This window comes from Streptomyces sp. 6-11-2 (genome assembly GCF_006540305.1).
Lineage (GTDB): Bacteria > Actinomycetota > Actinomycetes > Streptomycetales > Streptomycetaceae > Streptomyces.
This window is the reverse complement of sequence record NZ_BJOR01000001.1, coordinates 2,213,548-2,228,237: the sequence shown is the minus strand read 5'-3', so window position 1 is coordinate 2,228,237 and position 14,690 is coordinate 2,213,548. Positions and strand designations below refer to the sequence as shown.

14 protein-coding genes are annotated in these 14,690 nt (G+C 71.8%); 7 read left to right on the top strand and 7 right to left on the bottom strand.

What is annotated here, in order from left to right; all coding sequences use genetic code 11:
• Positions 1-458: 458 nt before the first annotated feature.
• Positions 459-1,277: a lysozyme gene (locus TNCT6_RS09260; protein WP_141358450.1), complete on the bottom strand. Its 819-nt coding sequence runs from the start codon at positions 1,275-1,277 to the stop codon at positions 459-461.
• A gap of 297 nt (positions 1,278-1,574) precedes the next feature.
• Here TNCT6_RS09260 and TNCT6_RS09255 point away from each other — a divergent pair, with 297 nt between their 5' ends.
• Positions 1,575-2,066 carry a MarR family winged helix-turn-helix transcriptional regulator gene (locus TNCT6_RS09255; RefSeq protein ID WP_141358448.1) on the top strand — a complete coding sequence of 164 codons (492 nt, stop codon included), beginning with the start codon at positions 1,575-1,577 and terminating at the stop codon, positions 2,064-2,066.
• Between the two features lie 21 nt (positions 2,067-2,087).
• Here the strand turns inward: TNCT6_RS09255 and TNCT6_RS09250 are convergent, their stop codons facing one another.
• On the bottom strand, positions 2,088-2,876 hold the full coding sequence (locus tag TNCT6_RS09250; RefSeq protein ID WP_141358446.1) for a protein phosphatase 2C domain-containing protein: 789 nt from the start codon (positions 2,874-2,876) through the stop codon (positions 2,088-2,090).
• Positions 2,877-3,293: 417 nt separating this feature from the next.
• Between TNCT6_RS09250 and TNCT6_RS09245 the strand changes: the two genes are divergently transcribed.
• Genes TNCT6_RS09245 through TNCT6_RS09225 form a run of 5 tightly spaced genes read left to right on the top strand, consistent with a single transcriptional unit; the run spans position 3,294 to position 8,987 of the window.
• Positions 3,294-6,134 carry a nitrate- and nitrite sensing domain-containing protein gene (locus TNCT6_RS09245; RefSeq protein ID WP_301184387.1) on the top strand — a complete coding sequence of 947 codons (2,841 nt, stop codon included), beginning with the start codon at positions 3,294-3,296 and terminating at the stop codon, positions 6,132-6,134.
• Positions 6,131-6,637, top strand: a complete 507-nt coding sequence (locus TNCT6_RS09240) for a roadblock/LC7 domain-containing protein (protein ID WP_141358442.1) — start codon at positions 6,131-6,133, stop codon at positions 6,635-6,637. Before TNCT6_RS09245 ends, TNCT6_RS09240 begins: the two co-directional genes overlap by 4 nt.
• Positions 6,634-7,047: a DUF742 domain-containing protein gene (locus TNCT6_RS09235; RefSeq protein ID WP_141358440.1), complete on the top strand. Its 414-nt coding sequence runs from the start codon at positions 6,634-6,636 to the stop codon at positions 7,045-7,047. The genes TNCT6_RS09240 and TNCT6_RS09235 overlap by 4 nt, the downstream gene beginning before the upstream one ends.
• On the top strand, positions 7,028-7,666 hold the full coding sequence (locus tag TNCT6_RS09230; protein WP_141358438.1) for an ATP/GTP-binding protein: 639 nt from the start codon (positions 7,028-7,030) through the stop codon (positions 7,664-7,666). The genes TNCT6_RS09235 and TNCT6_RS09230 overlap by 20 nt, the downstream gene beginning before the upstream one ends.
• Positions 7,667-7,724: 58 nt before the next feature.
• Positions 7,725-8,987, top strand: a complete 1,263-nt coding sequence (locus TNCT6_RS09225; protein ID WP_141358436.1) for a styrene monooxygenase/indole monooxygenase family protein — start codon at positions 7,725-7,727, stop codon at positions 8,985-8,987.
• Here the strand turns inward: TNCT6_RS09225 and TNCT6_RS09220 are convergent.
• From TNCT6_RS09220 to TNCT6_RS09205, 4 genes are all read right to left on the bottom strand, one after another.
• Complete coding sequence (locus TNCT6_RS09220) at positions 8,951-10,102, bottom strand: C40 family peptidase (RefSeq protein ID WP_141358434.1); 1,152 nt, start codon at positions 10,100-10,102, stop codon at positions 8,951-8,953. The genes TNCT6_RS09225 and TNCT6_RS09220 overlap by 37 nt on opposite strands.
• Positions 10,103-10,205: 103 nt before the next feature.
• On the bottom strand, positions 10,206-10,526 hold the full coding sequence (locus TNCT6_RS09215) for a hypothetical protein (RefSeq protein WP_172632841.1): 321 nt from the start codon (positions 10,524-10,526) through the stop codon (positions 10,206-10,208).
• Positions 10,519-11,178: a TetR/AcrR family transcriptional regulator gene (locus TNCT6_RS09210; protein WP_141358430.1), complete on the bottom strand. Its 660-nt coding sequence runs from the start codon at positions 11,176-11,178 to the stop codon at positions 10,519-10,521. Before TNCT6_RS09210 ends, TNCT6_RS09215 begins: the two co-directional genes overlap by 8 nt.
• 787 nt (positions 11,179-11,965) lie before the next feature.
• Positions 11,966-12,904, bottom strand: a complete 939-nt coding sequence (locus tag TNCT6_RS09205; protein ID WP_141358428.1) for a diiron oxygenase — start codon at positions 12,902-12,904, stop codon at positions 11,966-11,968.
• A 152-nt stretch (positions 12,905-13,056) separates the two neighbouring features.
• On the opposite strand from TNCT6_RS09205, the gene TNCT6_RS09200 reads away from it, so the two are divergent.
• The gene (locus TNCT6_RS09200; RefSeq protein WP_141366254.1) at positions 13,057-14,169 is read left to right on the top strand and encodes a ferritin-like domain-containing protein; all 1,113 of its coding nucleotides are present in this window, start codon (positions 13,057-13,059) and stop codon (positions 14,167-14,169) included.
• Here the strand turns inward: TNCT6_RS09200 and TNCT6_RS09195 are convergent.
• Positions 14,151-14,669: a DUF3291 domain-containing protein gene (locus tag TNCT6_RS09195; RefSeq protein WP_141358426.1), complete on the bottom strand. Its 519-nt coding sequence runs from the start codon at positions 14,667-14,669 to the stop codon at positions 14,151-14,153. The two genes, TNCT6_RS09200 and TNCT6_RS09195, sit on opposite strands and share 19 nt — an antisense overlap.
• Positions 14,670-14,690: the final 21 nt, after the last annotated feature.

The following is a 14,690-nucleotide window of genomic DNA, read 5'->3' as shown; positions in this document are numbered from 1 at the left end:
GGTTCCCGGCCGTATGGCCACCGCGGGTTCTCCGGCTGGACCGTCACGCCCCGGTACTCCTGACTGAAGCGCCGTCCCCTCAAAGGGGCCGGTCGAGCCCGTGAGCCCCGGGGCGGCGGGGGTTTCGTGCGTCCCGGGGCGCGCCCGGTGCGGGCCGCCGCGTCTGCGCCGGGCGCGCCCCGGGCCCCGGTCGGGGGCGACCCCCTGCCCGCGACCGGGGAGTGGTGGTGGGGCTAGTGCTGTGGCCGGGAAGGTTTGCCGGGAAGCTCGCGGCGTCCGGTGCTGGGGGCACCTCCCACGCCCTTCAGGCAGTGGGGGAACATCGCAAGGCGGAGCATTGCCCGCGTACTGGATGTACTCGGGTGATGCGACAACGCGGCGTGGGGGTACCCCCGGCCGAAGGCTGGGGGAGTGCCGTGCCGGGCGCCGCGAGCCGGTGAACCTTTCCGGTCACAGCACTAGCCGTTGGCGAGTGCCTGTACGCGGTCGAGTGCGCCGTTGAACTTGTTGTGGTCGCCGACCGTCGGGCCGGACGACGTGTACTGCCACATGGTGTAGTAGCCCCAGCCGGCCGGCAGGGTGCCCGGGTCGGAGGCGTAACGGGCGATCCACAGCGGGTTGTTGGCGGCGAAGCCGCCGTAGTTGCCGGTGCACTCGGTCCACCAGCTCGTGGCCGTGTAGATCACGGCGTCCCGGCCCGTGCGGGCCTTGTAGGTGTTCAGGAAGTCGGCGATCCAGCCGGCCATGGCGCTCGCCGTCTTGCCGTAGCAGGAGGCCCCGTACGGGTTCCACTCGATGTCGAGGACGCCCGGCAGGGTCTTGCCGTCGCGGGACCAGCCGCCGCCGTGGTCGACGAAGTAGTTGGCCTGGACGGCGCCGCTGGTGGTGTCCGGGGTCGCGAAGTGGTACGCGCCGCGGATCATGCCGACGTTGTACGAGCCGTTGTACTGCTGGGCGAAGTAGGGATTCGTGTAGTACGTCCCCTCGCTGGCCTTCGTGTACGCCCACTTGACGCCGCTGCTCCACAGCGTGGACCAGGCGACGTTGCCCTGGTAACTGGCCACGTCGACGCCCTCGGTCTGGGTGGCGTCCCCGCCGGCCGGCGTTCCGCCCCGGCCGTCGTGCGGCACGACGCCCATGCCCATGTAGGCGGAGCCGCGCGCGGGCACGGTGGCGGCGGCGGAGGGGAGGGTGAGGAGCAGGGAGAACGCGGCGAGCAGGATTCCCGCGGCGGTGAGCCGCCGTACGCGGGCCGTTCCGGATCTGTGCACGGACATGACGTGCCTCCGAGGCTCGGTGGTGCTCGGTGGGGGGATACGGGCATGTCCCGGTCACGGGCATGTCCCGGTCGCGCTGACGAGCAGGGCCACGCCGGCCCGCGACCGCGGGCGACAGCAGTGGCGTGAGCATGCCGGTAATTGCCTGGCAAAGAAGCTACGCACGTAGACCGGCGCCTGGGAAGGGGGCCCGGAGTCTGCCGATGGTCTACGCCTGCGAAATACTGGCGGAGCTGCGGTGATGGCGCCGACTGGCGGAAACTTTCAGGAACGGGAAACCTTCAGGCAGGGGCTGACGTGCACGAAGACGCGAACGGCGGCGGACGTGAGGTCGCGTCCGGCGTGGCACCGAGCGGCGCGGACCGGGAGTTCCTCTCCCTCGAACGGGAACTGACGGTGCTGCTGCGGCGTGCACGGGCCAACCAGGGCGAGATGGCCCGCGAGGTCCACCCCCACCTGGAGCCCGCCGCCTACGGACTGCTGGTCCGCCTGGAGGAGTGCGGCCGCCAGCGCGCCACGGAGCTGGCCGGCTACATCGGCGTCGGCAAGGCGACCATGTCACGCCAGCTGCACGCCCTGGAGGAACTCGGCCTGGTCGCCCGGGAACCGGACCCCGCCGACGGCCGGGCCTGGCTGGTGGCCCTCACCGACGACGGCCGCCGCCGGGTCGGCCAGGTGCGCGAGGCCCGCCGCGCCCGCTACGTCAGCCAGCTCGCCCACTGGGACCGCCGCGAAGTGGCCGAACTGGCCCGGCTGCTGCACGAGTTGAACGAAGTCACGGAGAAGTAGCCGGCCCGCGGCCCCGGCCGCTCACGGTTCCACGAACACCACCGTCGCGTCGTCGTGCGTCTTGCTGCGGCGCAGATACGCCCGCTCCTCCTTGTCGGCCGACTCCAGGGCCCGCACCCGGCCCACGAGCGAGCCCGCCCCCTGCTCGCGCACGAGACCGAGGCACCGCGTCCAGTCGCCCGCGTGGAACTTCTCCACCCACCGCGCCGCGCCGTCCGTCAGCGCGGCCAGCGCGCGGACCTCGGCGCGCGGCACGCCGCCCGTCACGGCACGGGCGGCCACCGAGGGATCCGCCGCCGCGGTGAAGAAGCCGCCCTCCTTGTTGCGCACGACGGCGTCGATGAGCGCGTCCGTGGCGAGCGAGGCCCGGGGCAGCCGGGCCAGCCGGTCGTCCAGGACCGGGGTGACCGAGCCGTCGGGGGACTCCAGCAGCAGGACCGAGTCGGACAGCACCAGGTACTCGACCGTCTCCGCCGACCAGCGGGCCAGGACGACGGTCGCCTGAGGTGTACGCGGGTGAGAAAGGTCACAGGTCGGAGCGTGTGACTCGGCGGTACGGAGGATCGCGCGCGAAAGAATCTCCGGCAGCGTCAGATCCAGGCAGGAAACCGTCAGTTCGGTCAGTGCGCCGCCCAGCCGGGCGGTGAACCAGGAGACCGAATGCGAACATCCCGTGCCGGTCCGCGGTGGTGTCACCCCGTCCAGGACGACAAGGCAACCACCCTGTCCAGACGCGGGTAGTCCGATACTCGCGAAGTCCTCGTTGGGGCAGTCGGGACGGCCGGGCTCCGAAACAACCTCAGTGCGCATCCGGCCAGTCTGCACGAGCCCTTCACAAGCCCTGCGAAAGGGTGGCAACCGTCCGGGAATCGACGCGGCGACGCAGGTCAGCCGCCTGTTTTGGGCGCAATTGGATCACTCCGGCAAGGCGTGGCGGCGAATATTGCCAAAGCCCGCCGCAGACGTCCAACCGGCCCACCGCACCGTGCCCGTGCACGCGCCGGAGGAACTTGCCCGCCAACTCCCCTCCGGGGTTCACTCCTTCGGGTGGCCGGTCGGACGATGCAGGACCACTGCCCACCGGCACTGGGAGGGTCGGGAACCGATGCAGGTCCCCCCTGCTCGAGCGGAGTCGAGAGCGTGGGGAGGGTGTACGCACCTGTCCGCGCCAGCTGACGGGGCACCACCCGGGCCCATGAGTACACGAGTACAGGAATGCGAGCACCGGTGCAGAAGAAGCGGCCTCGGCGCGCAGGCAAGCAGACGGCCATGGCAGGAGAGCCGGCGCAGACGTCCGGCACGCCCCCCGTCACCCCCGTCGGCAAGGGCCGTCCCACGCATGTACGCAACCGTCTGATCGCCGCCGTCGCCGTCGTGGCCGCCGCGGTGGCGGGCGCGGGCGCGCCCTCCCTGATAGCCGCCTCCGGGCAGGTGAGCGACACCCAGAACCTGGTGACGCTCGCCGGGCAGACCCAGGACGCGCTCACCCTCGCCCACTCGCTGGCCGACGAGCGCGACGAGGTCACCTCCTACGTCGCCGCCGGCCGCCCCGGGTCCAAGGCGCCCTCCGAGCAGCGCAGCACCCGCGTGGACCGCCAGGTCGACGAGCTGCGCGCCGACCAGGACATGCCGGCCTGGCTGCGCGAGGACCTCGACGGCATCGCCGCCGTACGCCGCTCCGCGCTCACCGGGCAGAGCACCGCCCTCCAGGTCCACCAGGCGTACACCACCGCCATCACCGACCTGCACAAGCTGGCCGAGCAACTGGCCGAGCGGATGCCCACGCGGGCCGGCACCGGCGCCCACGCGCTCGCCGAGCTCGACACCGCCGTCCAGCAGGCCGCCGCGGCCCGCGGGCTGCTGCTCGCGGCGCTGAACGTGCCGTACACCACGCAGACCGTCTACAGCCCCGTCACCGGACTGCCCACGCAGGCCAACACCTCCTCGGAGGCCGAGACCAAGCGGCGCGACGCTCTGAGCGCCGCCGCCCAGCAGGCCCGGCTGCGCTCCGACGCCGCCCTCGCCGGCTTCCGCGACAACGCGCCGCAGGCGGCCCGCACGTCGTACGACTCCACGGTGAGCGGGGCCGAGGTCGACAGTGCGGAGAAGTACCTCGCCTCGCTCACCCAGCAGCCGACGCTCTCCGACAGCGACCTGGACACCAGCGTCAAGAAGGCCGACGCCGCGCTCAGCGCCCGCCTCGACCTGATGCGCGGCGCGGAGTCCTCCCTGTACGACCGCCGTACCAAGGACCTGGCGCAGCTCCGTGACGACGACGTCACCGCGCTGGAGATCCGCATCGCCCTGCTCGGCGTCCTGCTGCTGGTCACCATCGGCATCGCCACCGGGCTCGCCCGCACCCTGACCCGGCCGCTCGCGGTGCTGCGCCTGGGCTCGGCCCGGCTGGCCGGCGCGCAGGACGCGGCCACCGAGGAACCCGTCAAGTTCACCGGTCGCAACGACGAGTTCGCGCAGGTCGTCCGCTCCGTCAACACCCTGCACGCGCAGGCCGTCGCGCTCGCCGAGCGGATCGCCACCCTGGAGACCGACCGCAAGCACCTGGTCGGCCAGCGCCAGAAGATGGCCGACGCCCGCGAGGAACTGCGCGCCGAACTGGCCGACTCCGCCGCCCAGCTGGAGCGGCTGCGCAGCGGCATAGGCGGCAGCTTCGTCAATCTGGCGCTGCGCACGCTCGGCCTGGTGGAACGGCAACTCACCGTCATCGAGGGCCTGGAGGACCGCGAGCAGGACCCGGACCGGCTGTCCACCCTCTTCAAGCTGGACCACTTCGCCACGGTCATGCGCCGGCACAGCGAGAACCTCCTCGTGCTGGCCGGCTCCGAGCACGTCCAGCAGCACGCCGGGCCGGTCCCGCTGGTCGACGTCGTGCGCGCCGCGGTCAGCGAGATCGAGCGCTACGAGCGCGTCCGTATCGCCGCGCTGCCGCCGCACGCGCACGTGGCGGGCTTCGCGGCGGACGACCTGTCCCACCTGCTGGCCGAACTCATGGAGAACGCCACCTCGTTCTCCCCGCCCGACCAGCCCGTCGAGGTCTCCGGCTGGCTCCTGGAGAACGGCGAGGTCATGCTCTCCGTCCAGGACGAGGGCATCGGCGTGCCCGAGGAGCGGCTGACCCGGCTCAACGCCCGCCTCACCGAGTTCGACCCGAAGTCCGCCTATGACAAGGAGGGCGACCAGGGTCTGGGCCTCGGCCTGTACGTCGTGGCCCGCCTCGCCCACCGGCACGGCATCCGTGTGCAGCTGCGCGAGCAGAAGCAGGGCGGCATCGCGGTCGTCGTGGTCGTCCCCAAGTCCGTGCTGGCGACCGCGCCCGCCTCCGCCGTCGCGGACTCCGCCCAGGCCCCGGGAGAGGCCCCCGCGGTCTCCCTGCCCGGCGCCGACGCCGAGGCCAACTCCAATGTCCTGCCCGCCCGCGCCGAGGGCACCGACCCTCTGGTCGCGCTGGCCGAGAAGGCCGTGCGCGAGGCGGAGGCGGCGGACGAGGAACCGGCCGGCGGGGATGCGGCGCACGAGGAGCCGGTGAACGAGAGACCGGTCACCGGGGAACCGGCGGACGAGGGCCCGGCATCGCTGTCCGAGACGACGATGGAACTCCTGCTCCCGTCGCCCGCGGGGGAGCCGGATCCGGCGCGCCCACACCCCGTCACCACCGACGTCGAGCAGGCCCCGCAGGGGCCGTCCGCACCCGACCGGGAGGCTCCCACGGGCACCGCGGCCGGGAGCGAACCGGCTGAGGACGAGGCCGCCCGCATCACACTGCCCCGGCAGCAGAACACCCCCGCCGACGGCGAAGCCGAGGCGGAACACCACCGGACCCCCGATGCGTCGGAGGACGACGAGGTCACCGCCAAGGGCCTGCCCAAGCGGACCCCGAAGATATCCGCCCCCGCCCCGGCCCCGCGCCAGCGCAGCGCTTCCGTGGACGCCGAGGCACTCCGTCGCCGCCTGGGTGGCTTCCACCGGGGAGCACGGGAGGGCTACCGCGAGGCGGAGGCGGAGATCGCCGACCAGAACACGGGGGGCACAGTCGAGGAGGCAAGCAGTTGACCGCGCCCAGTACCTTCGGACTGAGCAGTGAGGCCCGCAACCTGCACTGGCTGCTGACCAACCTCGTCGAGGAGGTCCCCGGCATCGAATCCGTGGCCGTGGTCTCCTCCGACGGGCTCCTGCTCCTCTCCTCGGACCCCGGCCGCAACGACGAGGCCCGCCAGGCCCGCGAGGCGCGCACCGGTCCCCGCGGCTCCGCCGCCGACCTCGCCACCATCGTCTCCGGCATCGGCAGCCTCACCCTCGGCGCCGCCAAGCTGATGGACTCCGGTGCGGTGAAGCACACGATGGTCGCGATGGACGAGGGCAGCCTGTTCGTCATGTCGATCAGCGACGGGTCGCTGCTCGGCGTGCACGGCTCCGCGGAGTGCGACATGAGCGTCGTGGCGTACCACATGGCGCTCTTCGTCGGCCGCGCCGGACACGTCCTGACGCCGGAACTCCGCAGTGAGCTGCGCCAGTCCCTGGAAACCGACGGGAGTACCCAAGGAGCGGCCCGATGAGTGGTACGTCCAAACGGCAGCTCCCCGTTCGCGGCGGCGACCGCAAGGCCTCCCGCGTACGCCCCTATTCGCTCACCGGCGGCCGTACCCGCTTCGGCCACGTCCTCCTGGTGGAGACGTTCGTGGCCGCGCTGGAGGCCCCGGAGGAGCGCAAGGAGCTGACCAACGGCTCGCTCGCCAACCAGGGCATGCCCGAGGTGCGGGCCATCGTCGAACTGTGCCGCCGGATGCGGACGGTGGCGGAGATCGCCGCGCTGCTGAAGATGCCGCTCGGCGTGGTCCGCGTGCTCCTGAGCGATCTCGCGGACCAGGGAAAGATCCGTGTGTACGGAACCGGAACCGGTCATGGCACGGGCCGGCCGGACCGCGTGCTGCTGGAAAGGGTGCTGAGTGGACTCCGCCGTCTCTGACGCCGCCGTGGGCGTCCCCCTGCTCGTCGAGGCCGACGAGGCCCCGCAGCCCTGGCAGACGGACCGTAGCCGTGCCCCGGTCGCCACGAAGATCGTGGTGGCCGGCGGCTTCGGCGTCGGCAAGACCACACTGGTCACCGCCGTCTCGGAGATCACGCCGCTGCAGACCGAGGCGCTGATGACCGAGGCGAGCGAGGAGACCGACGACCTCACCGAGACGCCGGACAAGGTGACGACCACCGTCGCCATGGACTACGGCCGGATCACGCTCGACGACGACCTCGTGCTCTACGTGTTCGGCACGCCGGGCCAGCAGCGGTTCTGGTTCATGTGGGACGACCTGGTGCGCGGCGCGATCGGCGCCGTGGTCCTGGCCGACACCCGCCGTCTGAAGGACTGCTTCCCGGCGCTGGACTACTTCGAGAGCTGCGGGCTTCCGTACGTCGTCGCCGTCAACCACTTCGAGGGCAGCGAGCAGTTCGACCCGGAGGACGTGCGCGAGGCGCTCACGATACCCCCACATATACCTGTCATGATCATGGACGCGCGGCGCCGGATCTCGGCCATCGAGACCCTGCTGGCCCTCGTGGCCCACGCACTCGAGGAGACCCCGGAGTAGTACCCGCTCCCCGAGCAGTCCAGCGAGCAGTCCCGAAGCCGTAGGAGGCAGCACCCGTATGCGGAAGATACTCGTCGTGGGGGCCGGGCAGTCCGGTCTCCAGCTGGCCCTCGGACTCCAGTCCCACGGGTACGAGGTCACCCTGATGTCGAACCGGACCTCGGACGAGATCCGCACCGGCCGGGTCATGTCGACGCAGTGCATGTTCCACACGGCCCTCCAGCACGAGCGCGACCTGAAGCTGAACTTCTGGGAGTCCCAGGCTCCGAACATCGAGGGCCTCGGCGTCTCGGTGGCCGTCCCCGGCTCCTTCGACCCCGGTCCCTCGCAGCGCGCGATCGACTGGGTGGGCAGGCTCGACGGGTACGCGCAGTCGGTCGACCAGCGGGTGAAGATGGCGGGCTGGATGGAGACGTTCGCCCAGCGCGGCGGCCAGCTCGTCATCCACGGCGCCGCGGTCGGCGACCTGGACTACTTCTCCCGCACGTACGACCTCGTCCTCGTCTCGGCGGGCAAGGGCGAGCTGGTGAAGATGTTCGAGCGGGACGCCTCCCGCTCCCCGTACAGCGAGCCGCAGCGCGCGCTGGCGGTGGCGTACGTGCACGGCCTGGCACCGCGCCCGGAGCACCCGGAGTTCGACGCGGTCCGCTGCAACCTGGTGCCCGGCGTCGGCGAGATGTTCATCATGCCGACCCACACCCTCTCCGGCCGTGCCGACATCCTCTTCTGGGAAGGCATACCCGGCGGCCCGCTCGACGCCTTCCGCGGCGTCAAGGACCCGTCCGAGCACCTCGCCCTGACGCTGGACCTGATGAAGACGTTCCTGCCCTGGGAGCACGCCCGGACCGCCGGCGTCGAACTCACGGACGCGGGCGGCACGCTCGCCGGCCGTTACGCCCCGACCGTGCGCCAGCCGATCGGCCGGCTGCCCGGCGGCGGCCTGGTCCTCGGTGTCGCGGACGTCGTCGTCGCCAACGACCCGATCACCGGCCAGGGCTCCAACTCGGCCTCCAAGTGCGCCGCCGCATACCTGGCCGCCATCGTCGAGCACGGCGACAAGCCGTTCGACGAGGAGTGGATGCGGCAGACGTTCGACCGCTACTGGGCCACCGCCCGGCACGTCACCAAGTGGACCAACGCCATGCTGGCCCCGCCGCCGGAGCACGTCCTGAACGTCCTCGGGGCGGCGGGCCAGCTCCAGCCGGTCGCCGACCGCTTCGTGAACTGCTTCGACGACCCGTCCGACCTGGAGAACTTCTTCTTCGACCCGGACAAGGCCCAGGCCTACCTCGCCGAGGTCTCCGAGGCGTCCGCCGTATAGAGACTCGCGTCCGGCCCGGCCAGGGCACCCTCGGGGAGTCTCGGCGGTGTGTACCACCGCAGGGGCTCCCCGCCCGGATCGGGCCGTACGGCGCCCAGCACCGGGTTGGCCGCGACCGGTGACACCTTCACCCTGGCTCCGGGCCGCGGGGCCTGCACCACCATCCCGTCGCCGAGGTAGAGGGCGACATGCGTGGCCTGCGGGAAGTAGACGACCAGGTCGCCGGGCCTGAGAGCGCCGAGCGGGATGTGCTTCAGCCGCGCCCACTGCTCCTGACTGGTGCGCGGGATGGGCGTCCCGGCGTGCTCCCAGGCCTGTGAGGTCAGCCCCGAGCAGTCGTACGCCCGCGGGCCCACGGCGCCCCACTGGTACGGCTTGCCGAGCTGACGCACGGCGTAGCGCACGGCCTCGTCGCCCTCCGGCGACGGCGTGCGGGCACCGCTGAGCACCCCGGAGGCCAGGAAAGGGCTCTGCGCCGCGGTGATCCCGTTCGTCTCCCTCCGGGCGAGCGCCGTCACCTGCTCGGCGCTGAGCGAGGCCAGCAGCTTCTCCACGTCGCGCAGCCGTCCCTGGACGTCGTCCCGCGCCTGCTGCTGCCGCCGGGCGAGCACCAGCCGGGTGTCGACCGCCTTGCGGGCCTCGTGGGCGAGGTCGGCGGCCTTCTTCTCGTCGCCGGTGAGCCGGTCGACCGTCTCGGCCCGCTCCCGCGCCAGTTGCCCGATCAACTCCCCCTCCGCCAGGGCGTGCTGCGGGTCAGGTGCCAGCAGCAGCCGCAGGTACGGGGAGAGTCCGGTGCCGCTGCCCTGGTACTGCAGAAGGGCCAGCCGTGCCGCCTTCGCGCGGCTGTCGCTCAGGGCGAGCCGGGCGGCGCCGAGGTCGGCGTCGATGCGGTCGGCCTCGGTGCGCTGCCGCTTCAGCTGCTCGGCGGTGGAGTTGTAGGTCTCGGTGGCCTGTTCGGCCTGCCGGTACAGCGTGTGAAGGTCCGTCAGCAGCTGGGCGACGGACCGCTGTCCGGGCTGCTGCGGCTCCGGCGTGGCCACGGCGGCCACCGGTACGAAGGCGGCCTGTGCCGCCACCGCCGCCGTACACACCAGACGCGGCACCCTTCCTGACACGTCATCACCTCCCGTGCGGGGCGGTGTTTCCGCTCCGCACCGTGAGGATTCGACGTATGAACGGATTTTCTGTGCCGATGGTGCGCCGTACGGCGCAACGAGGTCACCCGTCGGTGGCGTCCGGCTTGCCGCCGGCCCGGTTCTCCGGCTTGGACCACGGCCATCTCAGCCGGCCGCCGCTCCTGCCCTCGGGGTCGAACTCGTACTTCCAGCCCCTGGGCAGTCCCAGGCGCTTGCTGTGCCCGCGTGGCACCCGCCGGTAGACGAGCACGGTCGGCGGGCCGCCCGCGGCGTCCGGCACCGGGATGCGGTAGGTCTTCGGCGGGTTCCCGGTGGGTCCCACCAGCACGGGCAGCACCCGCCCGTCCATGGGGCCGCCCTCGAAGGGGGTGTCTTCGCTCTTCACGGCACCAGTGTCAGCCATCCGCCGAGGCCAGGGCGCGCCCCACCAGCTCGGCGGTCTGCGCGTCCCGGGCGGCGGTCACGGTGAGCACGGCCGCGAACTGCTCGACCAGCCAGTCCCGCAGCTCCTCGGCGGGCGGCTGCTTGTCCTCGTCCAGCCAGATCAGGGAGGCGGCCTCCACGGCCGTGATCCACATCCGTACGGTCATGCGCAGCCGGGGGCCGGGGTCCGTGACCTCCAGATGGCTCAGGATCCGCTCGGCGGCGGCCCGGCGCACGCCGTCCACGATGGCCGTCGTGCGGGAGGTCTCCACCACGCTGCCGCCCTGGAGCAGGGCGGTGAACCCGGCGTCGTGCTGGTCGACGAAGGCCAGGTACCGGTCCAGGGCGCGGGCGAGGCGGGGCAGCAGCGGGCCCTGCTGCGGCTCGTCGAAGCAGTGCCTCAGCTCATCGGCGGCGGACCGCAGGGCGGCCTCGTACAGCTGCTGCTTGCCGCCCGGGAAGTAGCGGTACACCAGCGGACGCGACACCCCCGCCGCCTCCGCCACGTCGTCCAGCGACACCTCCTCGGGCGCCCGGTGCGCGAAGAGGGACAGAGCCGCGTCGAGCAACTGGGCCCGCCGCTCCTCGACGCTGAGGCGACGGTACGCGGGACTGGACGCGGCAGGGCTCATGACCAGCAGCGTAATCGGCCTCAGCGGCCCACGGACCTACGCCCGCGCCCCCAGCCCGCCGGAATGGCCACGCCCACTCCGGCCCGTACCGGCTGCCGCCGGAGCGGGCGCGTCGGATCGGGCACGTCGGATCGGGCGCGACGGATCGGGCGTGGCGGAGCGGGCGCGCGAACGGGGACGCGGCCAGGGGTGGCGGACTGGGCGCGCGAACGGGGGGCGCGAGCCGGGACGGCGGACCGGGCCCGGCGCAGCGGGGGTACGGGGCCCGGGAGCCACCGCCGTGCCGCGCACCGCCGTGCCGCGTCGCTTCCGCGGTCCCGCGTGGCCCGTGTCCTCAGGCGGGAGGGCTGGACCTTATGGCGTCTGGTGGCCGTGCGGTCCCCGCGCGGCTCCCCGGCCTGGCGCCTGGTCCTGCCGTGGCTTCCCGGTCCGGCGCCGGGCCCTGCCGCGGCTCCCCGGTCTCTGGCGTCTGGCCCTGCGCGGCCCGTGGCCCCCCCGCGACGGCAGCTTTCGTCGGTCGGGCGGCTTCGCACGCCGTGCGGGTTGGTGCAGCCCTCGGTCGTGCGGCCCGGCGCGGGTCCGCTGGGCCGCCCGGGGTGTCTCGGGCTGCGTCCGTGCCGTGGGTTCGCCCCTGCGGCGGGCGGCGCTGACGGTTCGGCAGTGGGACCGGCCGGATCCGTATCGCGTCGGCGGTACCGGACATGGGGGAGCCGCTGTCAGGGGCCGCCCCCGTGTCGAGGCCGGCGGCGCCGGGCCCCTCATCGCTCCCGTGGGGGTGCCGGTCGGGTCAGGCCAGGAGGCCCGAGGACTGCCAGAGGCGGCGGCCGACTCCGCGGAGGACGCCGATGTCGTCCAGGAAGTCCGTCAGGCGCTTCGCGCCCGTCTGCATGACCTCCCGCCGGTGCTCGCTCGCCTTCACCTGGGCCATCGCCTCCCGTTTGTCGAGGCCCACGTTCGTGTACACCTCGGGGTTGACGAAGGCGACCGAGAAGACCCGGGCGAACTCGCCCGAGGTGATCCGGGTGAACTCCTGCGACCACTTCGGCGCCGTCATCATCTGCCGGCGCAACTCCTCGCGGGCGTAACGGACATGGCGCGCCTCCTCCACGACGTGGATCCGCGTGACGCCCCGGATCAGCGGCTGCACCCGCTCGTCCGGGAACGTCAGCCGCTGCATCCAGTCCAGGACCTCCTCACCGAGCAGGGTCGCGGTGAAGGACCCGGGGGTCGTGGAGATCGTCTTGAAGAGCCGGCCGAGGTTCTGGTGCGCCCGGCTCACCGGGTACCAGGGCGTCTCGCCCCGCGATATGACGCGGGCGAACATCTTCGAGTGCCGGCACTCGTCCTCGATCTCGGTCAGCGCGTACCGCACGTGCGCGCTCGTGGCCGCCTTGTCGTAGATGTGCCGTACGAGCAGCTGCATGAGGATCAGCTCGAACCAGATGCCGAGCGAGGCGAGCGCCGCTGCCTCGTGCCGGGAGAGCAGGATCCGCTGCTCCTCGCCCATCCGCTTCCACAGCGGTGTGTCGTACAGCGACACCAGCTCCGGCGGCCAGAACCACTTGCCCTCCTCGAAGGGCGCGTCCCAGTCCAGTTCCCTGTCCGGGTCGAAGGAGTGCTTGGCGGAAGAGTCGAGCAGCCGCTCGGCCACCTGCTCCCGGTCCTTGAGCAGGCCGAGCGCGTCGCGCAGGCCTGAGAGCGCGCCGTCTTCCGTCACGGTCGTCATGGCTGTCCCACCTCGTCGTACGGGATGTGGCCGGGTCGGCTGGTTACCCGAGGGTCAGGTTCTCCGCCTCTTATGAGACTGCCTGTCAGTAAGCCAGTCAATGGCTTGCGCGCGACTTGTTGACTCAACGTCTACGTGTGAACCTGCGAAGTATGCCGACCTACGACCTGTACGCCAGGAATCCGGGGGACTCGTGCTGGCAGGTCCCCGCGACCGGTGCGGCTCGATTCAGCTGGGAGTACGACGACGGCCGCGACCGCCTCCTCGCCCTCTATCAGAAGGGCAAGGACAAGCAGTGGGACGGTCAGAAGCGGATCGACTGGGATCTGGAGGTGGACCCGTACGATCCGCTCGGCACCCCCGAGGAGGCGATGACCCTCTACGGCACCCCGCACTGGGCGAAGATGACCGACCGTGACAAGGCCGAACTGCGCCGCCACTTCGCGTCCTGGCAGTTCAGCCAGTTCCTGCACGGCGAGCAGGGCGCGATGATCTGCGCCGCGCGGATCGTGGAGTCCGTCCCCGACCTGGACGCCAAGTTCTACTCGGCGACCCAGACCATGGACGAGGCCCGGCACGCCGAGATCTACGGTCGCTTCCTGCACGAGAAGATCGGGATGCTCTACCCGATCAACGACAACCTCCAGTCCCTCCTCGGCGACACCCTCCGCGACAGCCGCTGGGACATGCCGTACCTGGGCATGCAGGTGCTGATCGAGGGCCTCGCCCTGGCGGCCTTCGGCATGATCCGCGACACCACGAACAAGCCTCTGCCCAAGCAGATCCTCGCCTACGTCATGCAGGACGAGGCCCGCCACGTCGCCTTCGGCCGCATGGCCCTGCGCGACTACTACCGGCAGCTCACCGACGCCGAACTGCGCGAACGCGAGGAGTTCGTCATCGAGGGCTGCTACTTGATGCGCGACCGGCTGCGCGGGGTGGAGGTCCTGGAGAACTTCGGCATCCCCAGGGCGGAGGCCGACGAACTCAGCGAGCACTCCGAATTCCTCCGGCTCTTCCGCCAGTTGCTCTTCAGTCGCATCGTCCCCTGCGTCAAGGACATCGGCCTGTGGGGCAAACGCCTCCAGCAGGCCTACGTCGACATGGGCGTCTTCGAGATGGGCGACTCCAGCCTGGATCAGCTCATGGCCCAGGACGAGGAGATCGCCGAGAAACTGGACGCGGAACGCTTCGCGGCCGAGGAGCGGGAGCGGGTGGCGGAGGTCGAGGAGGCGGTCGAGGAGGGTCAGCGCCTCACCGGCTGATCACCCGGCTGCTCGGGCGCCCCACCGGCCACCGGCACCGCCTGCCGGGGCGGAAACGACGCCCGCAGGGTGAACGCGTACTCCGTCGGACCGTGCGCACGGAGGTGGAGGAGCCGTTTCTCCGCCTCCGCGACCGTAGGACGGTGACCCGCCGGAACCCACCACAGCGCGGTGACCGCCTCCGTCGGCCGCTCGAAGAACTCCCGGCGGCGGGCGAGCATCTCCCGGTGCCGGCCCCGGTACATGTAGGCCGTCAGGGCGTTCGCGTCCCGCCACACCGACATGTTGACGATCAGCCACGCGTCGCCGAACACCGCCACGTCCGTCGCGTTGCCGGAGTCGCTCTTCAGCCGCCAGACGAAACCGTCCGCGGCGTCCGCGTCGGCGTTCACCGGGTCGAGCGCGTCCACGAAGTCCTTCAACTGCGGTGCGTCCAGGGGGGCGTTGAGGCGGGCGATGTTGACCTGGGCGAGTTCGTGCACCGATGCCGGAATCGTCATGCCCGAACGGTAGGGCGGCCA